This is a genomic window from Changchengzhania lutea, from assembly GCF_006974145.1.
Classification (GTDB): domain Bacteria; phylum Bacteroidota; class Bacteroidia; order Flavobacteriales; family Flavobacteriaceae; genus Changchengzhania; species Changchengzhania lutea.
In genome coordinates this window covers 2,343,807-2,366,811 of record NZ_CP039456.1, presented here as the reverse complement: position 1 = coordinate 2,366,811, position 23,005 = coordinate 2,343,807, and the positions used below count along the sequence as shown (strand labels likewise).

General features: G+C 34.1%; 13 protein-coding genes. 11 read left to right on the top strand and 2 right to left on the bottom strand.

Annotated elements, in window-relative coordinates; genetic code table 11:
* Positions 1–2: 2 nt before the first annotated feature.
* The 8 genes from FAF07_RS10675 to FAF07_RS10640 are packed head-to-tail and all read left to right on the top strand — an operon-like array spanning position 3 to position 17,453.
* Positions 3–3,134 (top strand): SusC/RagA family TonB-linked outer membrane protein, encoded by a 3,132-nt coding sequence (locus FAF07_RS10675; protein ID WP_142785097.1) that lies wholly within the window; start codon positions 3–5, stop codon positions 3,132–3,134.
* Between the two features lie 17 nt (positions 3,135–3,151).
* Entirely contained in the window at positions 3,152–4,657 is a 1,506-nt protein-coding gene (locus tag FAF07_RS10670; protein WP_142785096.1) for a RagB/SusD family nutrient uptake outer membrane protein, read from the top strand.
* A 2-nt stretch (positions 4,658–4,659) separates the two neighbouring features.
* A complete protein-coding gene (locus FAF07_RS10665; RefSeq protein ID WP_185956424.1) occupies positions 4,660–7,479 on the top strand; it encodes a GH92 family glycosyl hydrolase in 2,820 nt (939 codons plus the stop codon).
* Positions 7,480–7,503: 24 nt separating this feature from the next.
* The gene (locus tag FAF07_RS10660; protein WP_142785095.1) at positions 7,504–8,829 is read left to right on the top strand and encodes an acetylxylan esterase; all 1,326 of its coding nucleotides are present in this window, start codon (positions 7,504–7,506) and stop codon (positions 8,827–8,829) included.
* Between the two features lie 17 nt (positions 8,830–8,846).
* On the top strand, positions 8,847–12,308 hold the full coding sequence (locus FAF07_RS10655) for a VCBS repeat-containing protein (RefSeq protein ID WP_142785094.1): 3,462 nt from the start codon (positions 8,847–8,849) through the stop codon (positions 12,306–12,308).
* A gap of 41 nt (positions 12,309–12,349) precedes the next feature.
* Positions 12,350–15,034 (top strand): ROK family protein, encoded by a 2,685-nt coding sequence (locus FAF07_RS10650; RefSeq protein WP_142785093.1) that lies wholly within the window; start codon positions 12,350–12,352, stop codon positions 15,032–15,034.
* Positions 15,035–15,087: 53 nt separating this feature from the next.
* A complete protein-coding gene (locus FAF07_RS10645; protein ID WP_142785092.1) occupies positions 15,088–16,431 on the top strand; it encodes a sugar porter family MFS transporter in 1,344 nt (447 codons plus the stop codon).
* Positions 16,432–16,442: 11 nt separating this feature from the next.
* Positions 16,443–17,453, top strand: a complete 1,011-nt coding sequence (locus tag FAF07_RS10640) for a tetratricopeptide repeat protein (RefSeq protein ID WP_142785091.1) — start codon at positions 16,443–16,445, stop codon at positions 17,451–17,453.
* A gap of 253 nt (positions 17,454–17,706) precedes the next feature.
* Here FAF07_RS10640 and FAF07_RS10635 read toward each other — a convergent pair whose 3' ends face one another.
* Both FAF07_RS10635 and FAF07_RS10630 read right to left on the bottom strand, forming a co-directional pair.
* Positions 17,707–18,906, bottom strand: coding sequence for a DUF4185 domain-containing protein (locus FAF07_RS10635; RefSeq protein WP_142785090.1), 1,200 nt, complete (start codon positions 18,904–18,906; stop codon positions 17,707–17,709).
* A 3-nt stretch (positions 18,907–18,909) separates the two neighbouring features.
* On the bottom strand, positions 18,910–20,007 hold the full coding sequence (locus tag FAF07_RS10630) for a DUF5005 domain-containing protein (protein ID WP_142785089.1): 1,098 nt from the start codon (positions 20,005–20,007) through the stop codon (positions 18,910–18,912).
* A 55-nt stretch (positions 20,008–20,062) separates the two neighbouring features.
* Here FAF07_RS10630 and FAF07_RS10625 point away from each other — a divergent pair, with 55 nt between their 5' ends.
* The 3 genes from FAF07_RS10625 to FAF07_RS10615 are packed head-to-tail and all read left to right on the top strand — an operon-like array spanning position 20,063 to position 23,003.
* Positions 20,063–21,127 carry a mannonate dehydratase gene (locus tag FAF07_RS10625; RefSeq protein ID WP_142785088.1) on the top strand — a complete coding sequence of 355 codons (1,065 nt, stop codon included), beginning with the start codon at positions 20,063–20,065 and terminating at the stop codon, positions 21,125–21,127.
* Complete coding sequence (locus tag FAF07_RS10620; RefSeq protein ID WP_142785087.1) at positions 21,124–22,131, top strand: DUF4432 family protein; 1,008 nt, start codon at positions 21,124–21,126, stop codon at positions 22,129–22,131. The genes FAF07_RS10625 and FAF07_RS10620 overlap by 4 nt, the downstream gene beginning before the upstream one ends.
* Positions 22,131–23,003: an SMP-30/gluconolactonase/LRE family protein gene (locus tag FAF07_RS10615; RefSeq protein ID WP_142785086.1), complete on the top strand. Its 873-nt coding sequence runs from the start codon at positions 22,131–22,133 to the stop codon at positions 23,001–23,003. Before FAF07_RS10620 ends, FAF07_RS10615 begins: the two co-directional genes overlap by 1 nt.
* The last annotated feature ends 2 nt before the right edge of the window (positions 23,004–23,005 follow it).

Genomic DNA, 23,005 nt, shown 5'->3' with positions numbered 1-23,005 from the left:
TTATGAAACTAAAAACAATAAGTGTTTCCATATTATTTGCATTGCTGTGCAATGTATGGACATTTGCACAAACGCAGGTTTCTGGCACAGTAACTGCGAAGGGAGATGGGCAACCGTTACCTGGAACAAATATTTTTTTTAAAAATGGAAATGTAGGTACTACAACTGACTTTGATGGAAGATATACAATTAATGTATCAAGTAGCGCAGATATTTTAGTGTTTACTTATCAAGGCTATCAAAATCAAGAAATTGCAGTTGGGTCTAAAACTACCATAGATGTACAATTAGTAGAAGACATATCGAGATTAGATGAAATTGTGCTTATTGGCTACGGCAGTTCCAAAAGAAAAGATTTAACTGGATCTGTTTCTTCCATAAAAGCTGTCGATATAGAGGCCGTTAAAGCTACTACAGCAGATGAGTTTATGCAAGGTAGAGTATCGGGCTTATTACTAACTCAAACCTCTGGACAACCTGGTGCTGCAACTTCTATAAGAATTAGAGGTAGTAGTTCAATTAATGCTGGAAATGAGCCATTATATGTCATCGATGGATTCCCAGTAGATAATAATAGTGATGTAGTTTCAGTAGGAAGCGTAGCAGAAGGGCCTAATTTAAATGCTCTATCAACATTAAGTCCATCAGATATCCAATCTATTGATGTACTAAAAGATGCATCAGCTACTGCGATTTACGGATCGAGAGGGGCTAACGGAGTTATTATCATTACAACAAAAAGAGGTGTAAATGGTAAGGCACAAATTAATTATGATACCTATGTATCGTTTAATGAAGTGGCAAAAAAATTAGATGTTTTGAATGGCTCTCAATTTGCTTATTATGTGAACGAAGCTGAATACAATGGTGGGCAACCAAGGCGATATACAGACCCAAATGGTTTTGGAAATGGAACAGATTGGCAAGATGAAATTTTCAGAACAGCAGTTATAAAAAATCATGACCTTTCAATTAAAGGGGGGAATGATAATGTAAGGTATGCTATTTCTACATCGTATATGGATCAAGAAGGGACTATTATAGAAACCAATTTTAAACGTTATAACTTAAGAGTGAATTTGGATTTTAAAGCTTCGGAAAAATTAAGTATTGAAAATTCATTTAGTGTTAACAGAAGCGACTATAATACAGCCAGGACAAATACAGATGGAGGTTTAGGAGTTAGTAGTGCGGTCACCGGTGCTTATCTATTTAACCCTTTATTACCGGTTTTCGATTCTGAAGGAAAATATACTAAAGGAAATTTTAGGGTGGATGATAATGGCGATTTTATAAATGAAATTAGCAATACTAATGAACAAATTGAAAATTTTGCAAGCCCAGTAGCTTATCAAAAATTATTAGATAGCCGTGGTAGAGCTACAAGGCTTCTAGAAAACCTTTCAATTAAATGGGAGTTAGTGCCAAAATTAACATTGAAAGGAAATCTAGGTGCAGATTTTAATATTCAAGAAGAATCATTGTTTAGAACAGCAGCATTAGATTTCGGTAACGAAGGATCCGCATTTGGTTCAGAGGCTAAAAGAGTCTCTAATAACCTATTGGCAGAAGCTACTTTAAATTATATAAATACATATAATGACATCCATAGCGTAAATGCATTAGTTGGTACTTCAATTCAGGATTTTAAATCAGAAGAGTTAAATGCATTAGGTCAAGATTTCTTTACAGAAAACTTTGGTGGAAATAGCCTTAATGATAGTGAAAGCCAAGGAGCAGGAACAAGTTTAATCGAATCACGATTACTGTCTTACTTTGGACGTGTAAATTACGCGTTTAAAGACAAATATATTTTTACCTTGACAGGAAGGATCGATGGGTCGTCTAAATTTGGTCCAGGAAATAAATTTGGTTTTTTTCCAGCAGCAGCTTTCGCTTGGAATGTATCAGATGAAGATTTTATGAAAAATTCCAATGTTTATCTAAAATTCAGATTGGGTTATGGTGTCATTGGTAATGAAACTATTCCTGCTTATTCAGCTCAATCTAGATTCGGAACGACATATGGTTATTTTAATGACAATTTAGCAGTAGGGATTTACCCTATCTCTCCCGCTAACACAGATTTAAAATGGGAAAGAACTGAGCAATTTAATGCTGGTATAGATGTAAGACTTCTTAATGATAATATAAACATTACTGCCGATGTTTATCGTAAAGATACCAACGACCTTTTATTGGGGCTACAGATTCCTTCACAAACTGGGTCAATTACTACAATCGTTAATGCTGGTAGCGTAAGAAACCAAGGCGTTGAGTTGGCAATAAATACAAGTAATATTAATACCGAAAATTTCAAATGGGATACAAATATTACCGCAGCATACAACAAAAATGAAATTTTAGACTTAGGCGGTCTAGACGATATTCCCACAGGAGGAAATATACTTGGCATAACTGGTTGGCAGAAATTGGTCGAAGGTGGAGAAATAGGAGCATTTTACGGATATGTTTCAGATGGTATTATGCAATTAGAGGATACACCTGCAAACACACCATTATTTGCTACAGATGGAGGTGTTGTAATTCCGGGGGAAAGAAAATATAAAGATTTAAACGGAGATGGAGTTTTAGATGCTGAAAATGATAGAAAATTCATTGGTAATCCAATTCCTGAATATACTTTCGGATTTAACAATAACTTCAGTTGGAAAGGATTCGATCTTAACATATTCATGCAGGGAGTTGCAGGTAACGAAATTGCTAATTTTAACAGAGTTAATTTAGAAGATTTAAACGGAAGGAACAATGTGTTATTAGAGGCGTTTTCAAACAGGTGGACGCCAACAAATCCAAGCAATACATATACAAGAGCTAGTACTGGTGTTAGAACAAATAGATTTTCAGATATTTATATTGAGGACGGATCTTATTTGAGATTAAAGTCGGTGACGTTGGCTTATACAATCTCATCTCAATTTTTATCTAAGCTTAAAATAAACAAAGTAAAAGTTTATGTAACGGGTAAGAACCTATATAATTTCACAAATTACACTGGAGTCGATCCAGAGGTAAGTTGGGGAGGGCAAAACAACGCGTTAAGCGCAGGAGCTGATTTTGGAGGTTACCCTTTATCTAAATCTTACTTGTTAGGTTTTAATGTAAACTTTTAATAAAAAATCTTTGTATTATGAAAATATATAATTTAAAAAAAATGATTTTACCTCTAGTAGCCATAACGCTAGTATGGGGTTGTGAAAGTCTTTTAGATGAAAAGGTAAAAACATTTTTTACAGAAGATACTTTCTATCAAACAGAAGAAGATGCAAGACTTGCAATTAATGGTATTTATGGACATTTAGGTGCTACTTTTGATGGAGCTCTAAATGCCAATGGCATTTACTTTACTAATTATTGGACTGTTAATGCACTAGCTTCAGACGAAGGAGTAACAAGTTTAAATTTAGGCGATGGGTTTAATCAAATTTCTGTTATGGCTCATGGTCCGGATAATGCAATCGTTCTGCAAATGTGGTCTAATATCTATTTGGGAATAAACGCTGCTAATTTGGCGATTTTAAATATTCCAAATATCGATATGAATGATGATATAAAAGATGCTCTTTTAGGTGAAGCCCATTTTATGAGAGGTTTATTGTATTTTGAGTTGGTTCGTTTTTTTGGAGAAGTCCCTTTACAATTGGAACCAACAACAACCTTTGAATCAAGTGCCTATTTGCCAAGAAGTACAAAAGCAGATGTATACACACAAATTTTCTTAGATTTTACGATTGCAGAAACATCATTACCAGATGCACAAGTAGGAGTAGATAATGGACGACCAACATCCTATTCTGCAAAAGCATATATCGCAAAAGCAGCATTACAACAAGGAGGAAGCGAAAATTATCAATTAGCAAAAACGAAGTTAGAAGAAATTGGAATACAATCTGGTGGTCAATTCGATCTTTGGGATGATTTTGGCGACGTATTTCTAATCCCAAATAACAATGGTAAGGAAGTGTTATTTGCAATTAGTTTTTTCGAAGGATCTGAAGTGTTTTCAACCTTATGGGAAGGAGGTCATTTAGTTTTTAGAACATTACCAAGTGTTTATGGTGGTCGTCCAAATGCTGGTGGAAGAGAGCAGCCAACACTTAACTTATATAATGCTTTTGATGATAACGATCGTAGAAAGGAAGTAACTTTTATGACAGAAGATATTATTAATGGAGAAACTATTGATTTTGGAGGACCTAGAGTTGTTAAATACTGGGATCAAGTAAATGAGTTCGATGTAAATGGTACTGCAAACGATTTACAACTTATTCGATACGCGGATGTACTTTTAATGTATGCAGAGGCTTTAAATGAAATTAACAATGGATCTACACAGCCAGCTTTAGATGCTATTAATAGAGTAAGAGCCAGATCTAGAATGGATGCAGGAGCATTGCCAGATTTAACAGCAATGGGTTATGAGGATTTTAAAGATGCTATTCTCTTAGAAAGAAGAAAAGAATTTGTTTGGGAAGGTCAGCGTTGGTTTGATTTAGTTCGCTATGGTAAACTTGCCGAAAAAGTAAATAGTGCAAAACCAGGTTTGCCAGTTGCCGAACCAAAACATAATTTATTCCCAATACCACAAAGAGAAAGAGATTTAAATCCTAATCTGGACCAAAATACGGGCTATTAAAAATGGTAAAAACCAATTCAATATTAAATAGAGGAAATAACAGCAAAAATAAATTGAAAATAGAAAGAATATTGAGTGTTATAATAATAGCATTCAGTATTCAACTATTAAACGCTACACCTCATAACATTGCTCCAAAAGCAAAAGTTACTGTTTCTACTTCAGAATCAAATTTCCCTGCGAATAATGTAAATGATGGTGTTATTAGAATAGATAATCAAGGCGAATGGGCTTGTGAGGGTTTTAAGCGCGCATGGGGAGAGACTAGATTACCGTGGATACAATTAGAATGGGACACGCCGCAATCCATTAATAAAATCGTGTTATATGATCGTCCAAGTTACAACGAGCATACTGCCGGTGGAAAACTAAAATTTAGCGATGGAAGTGAAATTACTGTTACTACCATTCCAAATAATGGCGCTCCAAAAGCGATTTGCTTTTCAAAAAGAAAAGTAAAATGGGTGCGTTTTGTAGTTACAGACGGCGAAGGATTTAATTTGGGTTTATCTGAAATTGAAGTATTCCCTTCAATAGAAAGTACCACAGATTATGTTTCAAAAGTTAATCCATTCATTGAATCAGCTAAAGGTAGATATTTCTTTTTTACACCAGGAGCAAGACCAATGGGAATGGTGGCTGCTGCACCAGTAACACGAAATAAAAATCAATATGGTGGTGGTTATAATTATAACTCCACAGAGGTTTTAGGTTTTGGGAATGTGCATGGTTGGTGCCTATCTGGAATTCAAATTATGCCAACTTTAGGAGACATAAATCCATCAAAAGGTGCGCAAGCATGGAAATCTGAATTTAGTCACGATGATGAAATTGCAATGCCAGGATATCAGCGTTTGTATTTAAAAGATCATCACGTTTGGACAGAATTAACCAGTACAAAAAGAACAGCATTATATCGTTTTAGATATACCAAGGATGATGAAGCTAACATTTTAACAAATTTGGGCGGTTATTTAGGAAATTCGACCATGATTAATGCAGATGTTAAAAAAGTAAGCGATACAGAATTTGAAGGTTCTTTTGATTCTGCAGGACGATTTTGGGGCGGACCAGAAAAAGTTAAAATATTTTTTGTAATAAAATTTGATAAAGCATTTAAGTCTTTTGACGGATGGAATGAAAAAGAAAAGTTAAGTAACATTTCAGCCTTAAAAGGCATCTCGAAAATGACACGTCGTGATTCCATTGTTTTTCCAGGAATAATCACACAAAGTTATTGGAATGCACCAACAACAGGTGTTTCGGCAAAATACGATGTAAAAGCTGGAGACCAAATTCAAATGAAAGTAGCCATCTCATATACTTCTGTTGATAATGCTAGAAAAAATATGCAAACTGAAGCAATACATTGGGATTTTAATAAATATAAAAATGAATCCATTGCTATTTGGAACGAAAAACTTTCAAAAATAAAAATTAAAGGAGGCTCAGATAATCAGCAAACAAAATTCTATACAGATTTATGGCACGTTTTATTAGGTAGACATATTCTTAATGACGTAAGTGGTGATTATCCAGATTATACACAAGCTACAGATCGTTATCATAACTTTTCGGTAGTAGATTTAAAAGTTAGAAAATTGCCAATGGTTAACGGTAAGGCAAAATTCAATATGTATAATTTTGATGCGCTTTGGCTATCGCAATGGAACCTCAATATACTTTGGGGTCTCGCATGGCCAGAAATTATGGATGATTTTTCAGCCTCATTAGTACAGTATGCAGATAATGGCGGTTTACTACCTCGGGGGGCTATTGCTGGCGGCTATTCGTATATTATGACAGGTACGCCTGCAAGTAACTTAATTGCTAGTACGATGATGAAGGATTTGATGACTAAAGTGGATACTAAACATGCTTATAAACTAACTAAACAAAATCATATGCCAGGTGGTATGATGGGAGATAATCCAGAAGAGCTTCAGTTTTATATAGATAATGGTTACTGTCCTGGTAATGCAGGTAAGACACTAGAATGGGCGTTTCAAGATTGGTCGTTATCACAAATGGCAAAAAAGTTAAATAAGAAAAAAGATCATAAGGAATTCTTAAGGCGTTCTAAAACTTGGCCTTTATTATTTAATGAGGAATTAGGTTTAGTACTCCCAAAAGATGCCAAAGGAAATTGGATGCATACAGATCCTTTAAATGGAGAGGGTTGGATAGAATCTAATGCATGGCAAGGTACATGGCAAGTATCTCATGATATTGATAAGCTTTCAGAAATTATGGGAGGTAACGACAAACTTGCCGAAAAATTAAACTACGCTTTTGAGCAAGCGGAGCCTAACGATTTTGTTTTTGGGTATAGCAATGGATACATTAGTTATGCTAACCAACCAGGATGTTCAAATGCCCACGTATTTAATCATGCAGGTAAACCTTGGCTTACTCAATATTGGGTACGTAAAGTCAATGAACAAGCTTATGGGGGTGTCACTCCAGATGAAGGTTATGGCGGACATGACGAAGACCAAGGACAAATGAGTGGTGTGAGTGCCCTTATGTCTATGGGGTTATTTAGTTTAAGAGGAAATAATGCCATAGAGCCTAGATACGAATTAACCAGTCCTATATTTGACGAAATAAAAATTGAGTTAGATAACAGGTATTATAAAGGCAAAGAGTTTACAATTACTACGATAAATAATTCACTCGAAAACATGTATATTCAAAGTGCTTCATTGAATACTAAAGTGTTAAACACGTATTGGTTTTTACACGATGATTTTCAAAAAGGTGGCCATTTAGAGATTGTTCTTGGGCCTAATCCAAATAAAAATTGGGGTAAGGAAAATTAATATTTATGGCAATAAATTTAGGTTATGAAAACTTCTAGTCGAACTAAATATTTTATTTCGTTAATAACGCTTCTTTTCATAAGCACATTTGCAGTCAATGCGCAATGGGCATATTCAAATAAGCCTGTTTCTGTAATTGTAGCACCAGATCATGATGACTGGAATTATAAATTAGGGGAAAATGTAAACTTTAATATTACAGTTTTGAAGTTTGGCAATCCAGTTAAGCATATTGAAATTGCTTATAAGGTAATGCCCGAAAAAATGGAACCTTGGCAATCTGAAACTATTACGCTACCTGAAGGAAAATATACAGTCAAAGGCGGAACAATGAAAACACCAGGTTTTTTAAGGTGTGCTGTTACAGCAATAGTAGATGGACAAACATATACAGGTACAGCTACTGCTGCATTTGAAGCCAACAAGATCAAACCAACTACTACAATGCCCAAAGATTTTGTTGAGTTTTGGGATAATGCCAAAGCTGAAGCAGCAAAAATACCTATGCTTCCTAAAATGGAACTCGTGCCCGAATTAAGCGATAGAGATATTGATGTTTACCATGTAAATATCAGAAATTATCGTTCCAACGCTAAGGTTTATGGTGTTTTGAGTGTTCCAAAAAAAGAAGGGAAATATCCAGCAGTATTAAAAGTTCCTGGTGCTGGTGTTTGGGGACATTTTATGGTGCAGGATGAACATGTGAAGCAAGGCGTTATTACGTTTGAAATTCGTATTCACGGCGTTCCGACAATAAGTAAAGAACCAAATTTACATGGCGATTTATGGAATGGTGCACTTTGGGGTTATTGGAATATAAATCTAGATAACAAGGATCATTATTATTATAAACGTGTGTATTTAGGATGTGTAAGATCTGTTGATTTTATTAGTTCGTTAGATAAATATGACGGCGAAAATTTGGCGGTATATGGTGGAAGTCAAGGTGGTGCTTTATCAATTGTAACAGCAGCTTTAGATAGTAGAGTAAAATATTTAGTGAGTTATTATCCTGCATTGTGCGATTTAACAGGTTACCTTCATGGAAGAGCTGGCGGATGGCCTCATTTATTTGATAAAACAAATGCGTCACTAAACAATACGCCGGCCAGAATAGAAACTTCTAAATACTATGATATTGTAAATTTTGCTCGAATTTTAAGAACTCCAGGGTTTTACGGTTGGGGTTATAATGATGCTGTTTGTCCACCAACCTCAATGTATTCAGCATATAATGTAATAACTGCTCCAAAAACTTTGAACATCATGCCAGACGAAGGGCATTTTAGCTACCAAGAACAAAAGGATAAAGCGCATGAGTGGTTATTTGAAAAATTATTATCAAACTAAAAGAATTAAAAAAATAAATGAGAAAGTATCTGTACTTTTTTTTAAGCATTCTTTTAATCTATTCTTGCAAAAAAACTAGCACTAATAGCAATAAAACATTTCAAATATTTAAACATAATAAAACAGGAATCAATTTTTCTAACGATTTACCATTAGACGGCGATTTAAATATTTTAAATTATATCTACTATTTTAATGGTGGGGGTGTTGCAGCAGGCGATGTAAATAATGATGGATTAGTCGATTTATATTTTACAGGAAACCAAGTGTCAAGCAAATTGTATCTAAATAAAGGGGATTTTCAATTTGAAGACATTACTAAACGATCCAATACAGGAACAACGTCTTGGTCATCTGGTGCTGCAATGATTGATATTAATGCCGATGGCTGGTTAGATATTTATGTCTGCGTTTCGGGTAGTACAGATTCTAATAAAAGAAAAAACCAGCTATTTGTAAGTCAAAAAGATGGTACATTTAAAGAAATGGCAGAGGCTTATATTTTAGCAGATACATCATATTCTACTCAATCCGCTTTTTTTGATTATGATTTAGATGGTGATTTAGACATGTATTTACTAAATCATATGCATGAAATGCAGGGTTTAAACACACCAAAGAACAAAAAACTTAATGGCGAATCTGAAAACACAGATAAGTTGTATAGAAATAACGGTTTAGGTGATAATGGACATCCTGTATTTGAAGACGTTTCAAAAGAAGCTGGTATTACCATTGAAGGTTTTGGCTTGGGTGTTGGTATTAGCGATATCAATCAAGACGGATACCCAGATATTTATGTGTCTAATGATTTTGTATCCAATGATATTTTGTACATCAATCAAGGCAACGGAACTTTTAAAAATGAAATCGATACGAGCATAAAACATCAAAGTCATAACGGTATGGGCAATGATATAGCCGATATTAATAACGATGGATTCTTAGATATTTTAGTTATGGATATGTTACCAGCAACCAATGCTAAGAAAAAAACGATGCTTAGTAAACCAAACTATGATTTCTTTGAATATGGTAAATATATTGGCTACCAGCCGCAATATATGCGTAACACATTGCAACTAAATAATGGTTTAGATACTAGTAAACCACATTTTAGCGAAATAGGGCAATTATCGGGAATTAGTAGTTCAGACTGGAGTTGGGCAGGTCTTTTTGCCGATTTTAATCTAGATGGTAATAAAGATTTATATGTTACCAATGGCTATTTAAAAGACATGACGGATTTAGACTTTATTGTCTATAGAAAGCGGCACTCTATGCTTACAACAAAGCAAAAATCCGATAGTATGTATTTGGCAAGTATTATTAAACTTCCAGAAATAAAGCAACAAAATTATTTTTATAAAAACAACGGAGACTTAACTTTTACAGATGTTTCAAAAGAATGGATTTCTGCGTCTCCAACCTTTTCAAATGGAGCAGTTTATGTAGATTTAGATAATGATGGTGACTTGGATGTTGTAGCAAATAACTTAAATGAAGAAGCCACTGTTCTAAAAAACACAACAGTTGAAACATCTAAAAATAAGTACCTTACATTAAAATTTAACGGTACAAAAAATAACCCAAACGGTATTGGCGCTAAAGTATGGGTTTACTCAAATGGGAGTATTCAGTTTGCCGAAAATAATACAACCAGAGGATTTCAATCAGCAATGGCGCCTCAATTGCATTTTGGGTTTCCTGAACACACATCAATAGACAGCTTAAACGTATCATGGTTTGATGGTAAAAGCCAAATTTTAAAAAACCTTACTTTAAATTCTACGCTTGTTTTAAATTATGAGAACGCAAGTGCTAAATCTAAAATAAATAAAGAGTATTCAAAGCCTCTTTTTACTGAAATCACAAATGAGGGTGCCCTTCAATTCAATCAAAAAGAATTAATTTTTCCAGATTTTAAAAGAGAACCTTTAATCCCTCAAAATTATTCTAACAATGGGCCAGCAATAACTGTCGCCGATGTTAATGGAGATAACCTTGATGATATTTATATTGGGGGCTCTTTTGATTATTCAGGTAAGCTTTTTAAACAAAAAGCTAACGGCACGTTCGATTCCATTTCTACGCCTTTTGAAAAAGGCCACGAAGATATGGGATCACTATTTTTTGATGCCGATAATGATGGAGATAACGATTTGTATGTCGTTAGTGGCAGCAGCGAAATTTTTGATGAAGGCTATCATCAAGACAGACTTTACATAAATGATGGAAAAGGGAATTTTTCAAAATCAAATAGTTTACCAGAAATAAATTCTAGCGGAAGTTGTGTTATAGCTTCAGATTATGATAAAGATGGTGATTTAGATCTTTTTGTTGGTGGTCGTTTAGTACCAGGAAAATATGGAGAATCACCAAAAAGTTACTTGCTTAATAACGAAAAAGGAACGTTTAAAGGCATTACCAATTCAATGTTTGGAAATACAAAATTAGGCATGGTTTCTTCAGCATTATGGACAGATTATAATAATGATGGTTGGATAGATTTAATGCTTGTGGGCGAATGGATGCCAATTACAATTTATAAGAATAACAACGGAAAATTCTTGAAAAAAATAGAACTTGAAAACTCGAATGGTTGGTGGAATAGTGTTAATGGTGGCGATTTTGATAACGATGGCGACATCGATTACATTATAGGAAATCTTGGTGAGAATTCAGTTTTTAAAGCTTCAGAAGCATACCCTATCACACTGGCTTTGGGCGATTTTGATAATGACCGAAAAATTGATCCTATAATTTCTATATTTTCTAAAGATGAAGATGGAGCCTACAGGAGCTACCCTTTTGCTTCACGAGATTTACTTGCAGATCAAATGGTATTTGTAAAAAAGAAGTTTCGTACGTATCAACAATATGCATCAGCAACGATTAAAGATATTGCTTTAGATACACCTTATAACACGCTTAAAACAACAAATTTAAAAAGTGTTTATGTAGAAAATTCTGGAAATGGAGCATTTAAAATTTACGATTTACCAATACAAGCACAATTTGCTCCAGGAATGGGAACAACTATTAGCGATTTTGATTTAGACGGAAATTTAGATGTGCTTTTAGTAGGTAATTTTTATCATGCAGAAGTAGGATATGGGCAATATGATGCATCTCTAGGATGGTATTTAAAAGGTGATGGAAACGGACATTTTCAAGTTCAAAATTTTAATACAACAGGTTTTATGGTTGATGGCGACGCTAGGGCTTTAGTGCAAGTGGCAACAGCAAACGGAAACCTTGTTTTAGCAAGCCAAAATAATGACGATTTAAAGGTTTTTAAAGTTGAAACTAAAGGCAAAACAATAAAGCGTGATGCTAAAGCTATGTATGGTATCATCAGTTTATCAAACGGAAAAAAACGTAAAATCGAATTTTATAATGGCGAAGGCTATTTATCGCAATCTTCTAAAACAGTTACTATTCCAGAAGATGCCACTATTAAAATTTTTAATAATTAACGAGATAATTTAACACAATCTCAATTATAATATAAAAATATATGAACACTGATTTCGCATTAGGAATTGATATTGGAGGAAGCCATTTGGCAATTGCGATTGTGGATATTAACAATAAAAATATCGTAAAAGATAGTAAGATACATATCGCTGTTGATAGCCAGCAAGATGCTTTAACTATATTGTCAACCATGGTTGAAGGTATGAAAACATGTCTTAAAAATCATAACCAAACTATTCGAGGCATTGGGATTTCAATTCCTGGACCTTTAGATTATGAAAAAGGGATTTCTAAAATATTCAACTGTAATAAATACAATAAACTTTTTGGTGTAGATATTAAGACATATATATACAATCATTTAAAGAAATTCATCAATTCACCAGATGAAATAGTATTTGTAAATGATGCCAATTGTTTTCTTTTAGGCGAAGCTTGGAGAAACTCATTAACAGGAAGCAATGTTACTGCTATAACACTTGGTACAGGTATTGGTTCTGGTTTTATGACTGGCGGAGCTATAGTTAATAAAGCGAATAAAGTTCCAGCTAATGGCGAGATTTATAATCTGCCATTTAAAGGAAAGCGTGGAGAAGACTGGTTGGGAACCAACTGGTTTTTAGAAACGTATAAAAATAAAATGGGGCACACTGCAGATAATGTTAAAGTGATTGCTGATAAAGCTCAAATATCTAACAAAGCAAAACGAATTTTTGAGGATTTCGGAACTCATTTAGGCGATTTTTTGTCACCACTACTTCAAGATTTTAAAACCGATTATTTGTTTATTGGTGGAAATATTGCCAGAAGCTATAATTTGTTTAGAGATAATTTTCAGAATAGTTTAAACGGTACAATTCCTAAAGTTGTGATTTCAACAGATACTGAAGATTCGGCTATTTTAGGAGCTGTACAAAAAATGATAAGTAACTGTAAGACACAATTGAGAAATAAAAGAAATACGAGTCAGTTTTTAATGCCAATTAATGGTGAAGACAAAGAAAAAGATGGTTATGAAGTTTTTCCAACTTTTGAAATTAATGATTCCATTCATCAAGGTTATAAGAGTTTAGCAAAACAAATAGCCACTGAGAAATCGGTGGTTATAGATGGGTTTATAGGAATATACTGGGATGATTTTATATTGCATCTTACCAAAGAGCTCAATACTCTTGGGGTTAATTGCATAACGTATTCTGTTGATGTTGCATATAAAGATGTTGAAACTATTGATAAGCTTATCGAACCTTTTTTAGGTGGAGATGATGCTGTTTTTGGTAGGGTATTTACTGGAGAATTAAAAGATTTCTTTGATGAAGTAAAATTGAATAGTATTCAAAAAGATGACAACACATTAAGCATCATATTTGGTTGTGGTGCTTCATTAAGTAATTGGAGAAGTAAAACAATTTATGTCGATATTCCTAAAAACGAAATTCAATATCGATCTCGTTCTGGCTCGCTTCTTAATCTTGGGGCAGAAGAAGTTTTACCACCAAAACTACAATATAAGCGCATGTATTTTGTGGATTGGGTGGCATTAAACAAACACAAAGCAAATATACTAAGTGATATTGATATTATAGTTGATGGACAATATTTTGAAGATATCTCGTGGGCTACTGGAAAAGCCTTAAGAGATGGGCTTAATCAAATGTCCCGTAGTGTATTTAGAGCAAGACCTTGGTTTGAAGCTGGAGTTTGGGGAGGACATTGGATAAAAAATAAGATTGTAGGATTATCGCAAGATGTAGTAAACTACGCGTGGTCTTTCGAACTGATTGTGCCAGAAAATGGCGTGGTATTCTCTAATAACAAAACACGATTGGAAGTCTCTTTTGATATGCTCATGTTTAACGATCATAAAGCCATGCTTGGTGATGCAGCAGAAACATTTGGATACGAATTCCCTATTCGTTTTGATTATCTGGACACGTATGATGGTGCAAATCTGTCCTTACAATGTCACCCAACACAAGAATTTATTAGAGAGAATTTTGGTGAAACGTTCACACAAGATGAAACCTATTATATTTTAGAAGCAGAACCTGAAGCTCAAGTATATCTTGGATTTAAAGAAGGTGTGCAACGCGAAGAGTTTCATGCGGCTTTAAAAGAAAGTAATGACAAATCCGAAACGATGGATACTGAAAAATACATTCAGAAACATCCTGCTAAAAAGCATGACTTATTCTTAATCCCTAACGGAACTATTCATTGTTCTGGTAGAGATAATTTGGTGCTGGAAATAAGTAGTACACCTTATATCTATACCTTTAAGATGTATGATTGGATGCGATTGGATTTAGATGGCAACCCACGTCCTTTAAATATAGAACGTGGTATGCAAGTGGTTAATTTTGATTGTCAAGGTGATAAGGTTAAGGATGAATATATTTCAAAAGAAAGTATAATAGATAAAGGAAACGATTGGCAAACAGTACAATTAAGTACACATCCAAAGCATTTTTATGAGATTTTTAGATTTGAATTTCATAATGAAATGTATATGCAAACCAACAACCAATGTCATATTCTAAATTTGGTTGAAGGCACTAAAATAAAGGTAGTAACTGGTTATAGAAGTATGATAATTCATTATGCCGAAACATTTGTTATTCCTGCAAATACCAAAAACTATACTTTAATAAATCTTGGTGATGATACCGAAGCAAAAGTGATTCAATCTAACGTAAAGCCAGATTTTTGTAGTACCAGATTTTAACAACTCTTTTTCTTGAAAGATAAGAACTAATAAACACTAACTAAACAAATACCATGGGAAACAAAAAATACTTATTAAAGATTACCATTATAGGAGCTTTGGGCGGATTACTATTTGGTTACGATACCGCAGTAATTTCAGGAGCTATAGGCTTTTTAGAAACCAAATTTAGTTTAGGTGTTAACCAAAAAGGGTTTGCGGTTTCCTCTGCAATATTCGGTTGTATTTTAGGTGTAGCCATTGCGGGTTATATAGCAGATAAAATAGGGCGAAAAAAAACATTGTTAATCACAGCATTTTTGTTTGCCGTTTCGGCTATAGGGTCTGCCATTGCTGATAGTTATATGTTTTTTGTAGTCGCAAGAATTATTGGCGGTGTTGGTGTTGGTGCTGCATCTATGTTATCACCATTATACATTTCGGAAATTGCTCCAGCAGAAAAACGTGGTACTTTAGTATCCTTATATCAATTGGCCATTGTTTTGGGAATAAATATTGTTTTCTTTTTCAACTATAAAGTGGCGCAGTTTAGTACTGAAGCTTGGAATATAGAAACTGGTTGGCGTTATATGGTAGGATCAGAAGTTATTCCTGCTTTACTGTTTTTTATTGCATTATTTTTTGTGCCAGAGAGCCCAAGGTGGTTATCTAAAGAAGGGAGACATGATGAGGCTTTAAGTATTTTATCTCGTATAAATTCTGAAGAAAAAGCAAAAGAAGTTCACCAGGAAATTAAAGCAGCTTTAGGTCAGGAAAAAGGAACGTTAAAAGAATTATTTGAGCCAGGTTTACGTATGGCAATGATTATAGGTGTTTTTCTGGCATTGTTTTCACAAATTACAGGTATTAATGCCATCATGTACTACGCGCCAGAAATATTAAAAAGTGCAGGTTTTGCTGTAGATTCTGCTTTAATGCAAACGGTTATTATTGGCATTGTTAATACCATCTTCACTTTTGTAGCCATAAAATATATTGATAAATTAGGAAGACGTACACTCTTACTTTGGGGTGTAACTGGTATGGCTCTTTGTTTATTCGGCATAGGATTATTGTATCAATTAGATTTAACATCTGGACCTTGGTTGCTTATTCTAATTTTAGGCTTTGTTGGTTGTTTTGCAACGTCTTTAGGGCCGATTCCTTGGGTGTTGATTTCAGAAATTTTCCCAACAAAAACACGTGGTATTGCTATGTCTTTAGCTATTATGGTGCTTTGGGTTGGTGTAGTTTTAATTTCGCAATTCACACCAGTTTTATTAGAAATGGGCGAAACCATGACGTTTTGGATATTTATGGCAAATGCTATAATACTTGTAATATTTACTTATAAATTTATTCCTGAAACCAAAGGAAAAACCTTAGAAGAAATTGAACAAAGCTGGAAAAAGCACTAAATTATTAGCTTATGAAAACGTTAAAATGTTGTCTTTTAATCGCTTTGTTGGCTATTTTAATAAGTTGCCAAAAAGATAAAAATTATCAATTAGATAAAAATATTCTTGCTGCATTAGGGGCAAAACATCGCAACGGACTCACTGCTAAAATTGAAGATTATAAAGCTAAAATTGCTTCAGATTCCACAAATATTTATAACTATTTAGGTGTTTCAGAAACGAACATCATTTTATATGCTTTTGGTTTTAAGCCAAGAGAGCAAACTATTCCTGAAGCAAAACACATGTTAAAAAAAGTGTTTGTTTTAGACTCGTTAGATTCTAATGTTCAAAAAATAGCAGGCATATTAAGTTTTATGGATAGAGATTGGAATGTAGCTGAACAATCATTTAGAAAATCTATAAAAGCAGACTCTACAAATTTAGGCGCAAGACATTGGTACACTTTATATCTTATGGCTATCAAGCGTATTGATGAAGGGCTTGCCCAATCTGATTTGGTGGCAGAAATGGATCATACTGGCGATTATTTAATAGCTCGATCTTCCATTTTCTATTTCATTCAAGATTACGAAAAAATGAAACCTTTAATGTTTAAAGCTATTGAAAAAGATTCTACAATACCTTGGACATATGATTGGCTGGGTATGGCATATAATGGTTTAGAAGCGCATGAAGATGCGCTTGAAACCTATTTTAAATCTTTTGAACTATCTGATGGTACAGTAGAAGTTGGAGGCGGTTTAGGTCATGCTTTAGGTGAAGCTGGCGAATATGAAATTGCAAAAGAGATGGCTAATTATTATAATGAAGCTGCAAAAACAAATTATTTGCCAGCGTGCCAAAGAGCCTTTATACATTTGGGTATTGGTGAAAACGAAAAAGCACTTGATTTGTTGGAACAAGCTTATGAAGAACAATCTTGGTTTCTCCTTTTTATGCAAATAGAACATTGGTATGATCCTATTAGAAAAGATGAACGTTTTCAAGATATTTTGAAGAAAATGAATTTCCCTGAATAAAAAAGGTAATGTCATGTTAATGGTGTGCCTAAAAAAGATGCGCACTCACCAAGAAGTTATAGTTGGGGTGATTACTTTAACACGCAGTTTTACATTGACCCAAAATAAGAAAGTGTTTTTGAAGGAATGACACAAATTCATTCGATTTGGGCTGGGAATTTTGGAAAAAAATGAAGGCTATTGTTTATAGTGCTGTTGAGTACCTTAAATTCTTTTTTCAAATAATTCCGATGCATCGGAATTGTATCGTATTTTATTCATATTTCACCTTTATAAACCGTGGATGATAAATGGTAGCATCCTTCTGAATATCTTCCCAAAAATTAAGAGTAATGGTGTTATAACTAATCAATAATTCACCAGGTTTCGATAAATGATAATGCGCTTTAGCATTATAAGGCAATAAATTCTTTTCGGCATATTCTGGAGTAGTATATACTTGATGCACTTTTCCAAAAGGGCCAATAGGACTTTCTCCTACTTGAATACCCACTTTATCAGAAATACCTAAAACTTGAAACGTTAATAAATAACGACCATCGCCAGTTGGCGTTACGCTCAATTCATTAGAAACACCATCCGCTAATGATACTATTTGCTGTTTATCCTTTACCCAGTCGCTACCATTCCAAAAAGTATAAGAATCGAAATTTTCAATATTTTTTGGCAACGTACGTGCAGCTACTAAACTTTTATCACCTTCAATAACGCCATAAATGTAAACATAACCATCAGGGTTTGGCGCATTGGCTTCTTTGGTATTCACAAAAACACCACAGCCAAAATAAGCACGTTTTTGAGTATCTTCATGAACAAAGCCTAATTCAGTTGGTATTTGAATTTGGGTTTTTATTCCCTCCTTAGTTGGGTTTTTAACTTTAAGTAAACTAATATTTGTTTGTTCAAAATCGAAAACATTAGAACCTGTCTTATGCACATGATAAGCAAAAATGTATAATGCATTTTCTTTTTCATGATTAATGAAACCATCACCTAACCAATAATATTCGTTCTCTTTTGCCAATACGTTGTTTGGAATAAAATAGGATTTCGGTTTTCCGTTTTCATCCGTATTAAATTCAAAATCTATCTTTGCTTTATCAGGCTCGTTACCATGCATCCATGCCGTAGTATTATTTACCATAACATTTCCGGGTTTTGGCACTCCATTTTCTACTTCACCAATATAGGTATCACTAAAAATAAATAAGGTTTTTTTGTCTTTTACTTGTTGTTCTTCTTTTCCGTTAAGTGGAATAGTAAAAATACCATCGGCAGCAAACCAACCAGATGTGCGCTCCATAAGTGCTGTCCATTCTGGAGCAGCTTCGGCAGTAAAATTTAATTCTTTTAAAGGTTCTTTTTTAGTTTCAATAGTTTCCTTTTTTTCTGAATTTTTACAAGCTAAAAGCAACACAATTACAGCAATTGAGACAAAATTTAAATACTTCATAATTTATTTCGTTTTATTCCACCCTGCTACATTAATAAAGCGTGGCCTGTAATTATCGGCATCACTAAAAATGTCTTCAAATTTTAAGCTGTTAATATTATAGGAAATGAGTAGATTATTTTTTGTTGAAAATTGTTCGTGCACAAAAGCATTATAGGTAATAATGTCTCCATTGGTTTCTGGTGTGCAGTATAAGGTTTGCTTATTTTTAAATGGTCCCAAAGGCGATTTTCCATTATATATAAAAAGTTCTGGGTCTAAATCATAGTTTTGTGTCATTAAATAAAAATCATCATTTCGTTTCAAAATACTGAATTGCTCTGCAACACTTTCAAACAATGGCTTACTATTTTCAAAAGTTTCAGTCCATATATTTTCTTTAGAAAGGTATTCCCAAGGCTGTGAAATATCAGTGCCTTTAACACGCGCTACATGTAAATATTTAGCAGTAGCTTCTCGTTTTGCGCCATAAATATAAGTGTAACCATTTTCAAAAAGCAGGAAAGCGCCATAGTTAATACCTTGAAAAGGCATGCGTCGCTCTGTAGAAATAACTTTAAAATCTGGTAATGAAAGTGTTACTAAATCAACAGCCTTATATTCAAAACCAATACCAATATCTTCATCTGGCTTGCCTAAAGCAAACATCATAATTTGTAAGGTGTTATTATAAATTTGCCCATGCCCTGGCCAATACCACCAATTAGGTTCTGGTGGTTTTAAAAAAGCTTCAGGTTTTTCGAGAGTTCCTCCATGTAGAGTTTTAAAAGTGTTTTTTGTTTGAAGAATGAAGGTGTTGTTGATAAGTGGTTCGCTAGAATTTCGACTTCTGTTTTCATCAACTTCACCTAAAAAAGTATCGCCAAATATCCAAATATTGGTTGAATCATTTAATACGATAGAATACGTGGCGTCACCACCTGTCCAGCCATTTTTATTACGAGTAAATAAGCTGTCAAAATGCATATTTGGAATGGCTTCAATATGTGCATCCCAACAGGAGTCAGAATCTGTGTTTTTTATGCCTTTTTCAGCAACACTTTTTTTACAGCAAACAGTTGTAAATATTGAGAAAATTAAAATAAAATGCTTAAATTTCAATGACTTAATAGTTTACTTAAAAATACAAATTAATTAGATATTATTGTTGATAAATATGCCTAAATTAGGACTCGGTTTATACAAAAGTTTACTCACAAAAAATAACTTTGAGTTTGCGCGTCAAGCGGGAGCAACGCATTTAGTGGTGCAGTTGGTAGATTATATAAAGGGAGGCTCAAATCCTACGCTTTCTGAAAATTATCTGAATGGTTGGGGAATTACCAAAAATCAGAAAAACTTATGGGAATATGATGATTTGATTCGATTGAAAAAGGACATTGAATCTCATGGTTTAATTTGGGAAGCTATTGAGAATTTTGACCCTTCGCATTGGTTTGATATTTTGTTGGACGGTCCAAAACGAGATCAACAAATGAGCAACCTTAAATATATGGTTGCTAATATTGGAAAAGCAGGCATCCCAATTATTGGTTATTATTTTAGTATTGCCGGTGTTTGGGGTTGGACAAATAAACCTTTTGGACGTGGAAATGCGATGACTGTTGGGTTTAATGAAAATCATATAGATATTAATCAACCCATTAAAAAGGGGATGGTTTGGAATATGACTTATGATACCGAAGCTTCTCATGAAAATTTGCCTAAAATTACGAGAGAAGACATGTGGGAACGTTTGTCTTGGTTTTTAAAAGAAATTTTGCCTGTTGCAGAGGAGTATAGCATTAAAATGGTGGCACATCCTGATGATCCGCCAATGCCAGAAATGCGAAATTCAGCGCGATTATTTCATAGCATAAAGGAGTATGAAAAGCTATTGACTTTATCAGATAGTCCAAGTAATGGTTTTGAATTTTGCATGGGAACCCTTCAAGAAATGACCGAGGGCAATGTGCTCGAAACCCTTGACAAGCATAGTGCAGCCGATAATATTGGGTATATTCATTTTAGAAATGTAAAAGGGAAGGTACCTAATTATCGTGAGGTTTTTGTTGATGAAGGCGATTTAGATATGGCAGAAGCCATCCGTATTTTAAAGAAAAACAATTATCAGGGTATTTTAATTCCAGACCATAGTCCAGCCATGAGTTGCGATGCGCCTTGGCACGCAAGTATGGCATATGCTTTGGGTTACATGAAAGCCCTAATTGATACGGTATGAGTAAAGATTGTCGCATAAATGATAAAGGAGACATTAATGGTATGAAAACCATTATCATGGAAAACGAGTATCTCAAAATTGGAATTTTGGCTGGCAGGGGAAGTGATATTTTTCAGTTTATTTATAAGCCAGTTGGAATTGATTTAATGTTGAAATTGGATAAAGATATTATTAATCCTCGTGATATTTTTTCGCAAAAACGAGATACTAATTCGCAATTTGAAGATTATTATTATGGTGGTTGGCAAGAAATTTTACCCAACAGTGCACCAATAAATTATAGAGGAGCAGAATTAGGGCAACATGGAGAAGTGTCTTTAATTCCTTGGGATTATGACATTATTAATGCTTCAAAAGATGAAGTGCGTGTAAAATTATGGGCACGCCCTTTACGATTTCCTATATTAGTTGAAAAAATACTGACTCTTAAAAAAGGAAGCTCGCAACTATGTATTGATGAAACATTAACCAATGAATCTGATACGCATTTGCATCTTATGTGGGGGCATCATATTGCCTTTGGATTGCCCTTTTTATCTGAAGGTGCAACTATTGAAACCTCTGCGACTAAATTTTTAGCAGAAGAAGCAATGCCAAAACACAGACTGTTTAAACCTGGAGAAATTCAAGTTTTTCCAATGGTAAAAACTATTGATGATAAACAAATTGATGCTCAAAAGATATTAAAATCTACTAATAAAAAATTTAGTGATTTGGCATATTTAAGTGATTTCACTGAAGATGCTTATTACAAAATTAAAACCGATATGATGTCCTTTTCAATACACTGGGACAAATCTATTTTTAAATCCTTATGGTATTGGCAAGAGCGCTACGCCACACAAGATGCGCCTTGGTGGGGGAAAACGTATGCTACAGCGTTAGAGCCATGGAGTTCAAAATGGGTGGCAAAACCAGATTTGGAACGCATGGAAAAAGAATGGCTAAAATTAGAACCTCGTCAGGTCATTAAAACCAAATTAACCACAAATTGTGATCATTAATGAAAAAAGCAACTCCAATTTTTGATATTAAACCGCAACATGGTGAGGGGCCGATTTGGTGTCCAATAACTCAAAAATTCTATTGTGTTGATTTATTGAAAGGCGATTATTATAAAGTCGATTTTAAATCAGGAGCTTTTGAAACATATAATGTTGGTCAAGAATTGGGGGTCATGGCTTTATGTGATAATGGACAAATTGTTGCTGGTGTTCGTGATGGTTTTGGGTTTTATGATGAAAGCACAAATCAACTAAAATTAATTGATAATTCACCTGAATTAGAGGTTATTGAAAGACGAATGAATGATGGCGCTGTAGATCCTAAAGGACGTTTCTTTGCAGGAACTATGGAATACGATGGTGCTAATGCAACAGGAAAGTTGTATTGTTTGCATCACGATAAAAGTTGGGATTGTTTAGAAGAACAAATTTTTATAACCAACGGTATGGGGTGGAGTCCTGATGCAAAAACCTATTGCATGATTGATACCTTTAAAAACGTGATGTATGCTTATGATTATGACGTTGAAACAGGGGGAATCTCAAATAAAAGAAATCATATTCAGTGGAAAAAAAATGAGTATCCAGATGGTATGACCATTGATAGTGAAGGTGGTTTTTGGGTTGCCATGTGGTTGGGTAGTAAAGTAAGCCATTTTGATGCATCTGGGACTTGGATTGAAGATATTCATGTGCCAGTATTGCATACTACAAGTTGTTGTTTTGGTGGGGAAGATTTAAAAACCTTGTTGATTACAACATCTAACTTAAATCTTTCCGATAAAGAAAAAGATGAAAATCCAATGGCTGGACGTTGTTTTTTATATAAAACAGACGTTGTTGGTCAAATAGAACCACGATTTAAAACTTAAAT

Coding starts and splice junctions, on each gene's coding strand:
- FAF07_RS10675 (WP_142785097.1), top strand. CDS start 3: ATGAAACTAAAAACAATAAGTGTTTCCATATTATTTGCATTGCTGTGC.
- FAF07_RS10670 (WP_142785096.1), top strand. CDS start 3,152: ATGAAAATATATAATTTAAAAAAAATGATTTTACCTCTAGTAGCCATA.
- FAF07_RS10665 (WP_185956424.1), top strand. CDS start 4,660: ATGGTAAAAACCAATTCAATATTAAATAGAGGAAATAACAGCAAAAAT.
- FAF07_RS10660 (WP_142785095.1), top strand. CDS start 7,504: ATGAAAACTTCTAGTCGAACTAAATATTTTATTTCGTTAATAACGCTT.
- FAF07_RS10655 (WP_142785094.1), top strand. CDS start 8,847: ATGAGAAAGTATCTGTACTTTTTTTTAAGCATTCTTTTAATCTATTCT.
- FAF07_RS10650 (WP_142785093.1), top strand. CDS start 12,350: ATGAACACTGATTTCGCATTAGGAATTGATATTGGAGGAAGCCATTTG.
- FAF07_RS10645 (WP_142785092.1), top strand. CDS start 15,088: ATGGGAAACAAAAAATACTTATTAAAGATTACCATTATAGGAGCTTTG.
- FAF07_RS10640 (WP_142785091.1), top strand. CDS start 16,443: ATGAAAACGTTAAAATGTTGTCTTTTAATCGCTTTGTTGGCTATTTTA.
- FAF07_RS10635 (WP_142785090.1), bottom strand. CDS start 18,906: ATGAAGTATTTAAATTTTGTCTCAATTGCTGTAATTGTGTTGCTTTTA.
- FAF07_RS10625 (WP_142785088.1), top strand. CDS start 20,063: ATGCCTAAATTAGGACTCGGTTTATACAAAAGTTTACTCACAAAAAAT.
- FAF07_RS10620 (WP_142785087.1), top strand. CDS start 21,124: ATGAGTAAAGATTGTCGCATAAATGATAAAGGAGACATTAATGGTATG.
- FAF07_RS10615 (WP_142785086.1), top strand. CDS start 22,131: ATGAAAAAAGCAACTCCAATTTTTGATATTAAACCGCAACATGGTGAG.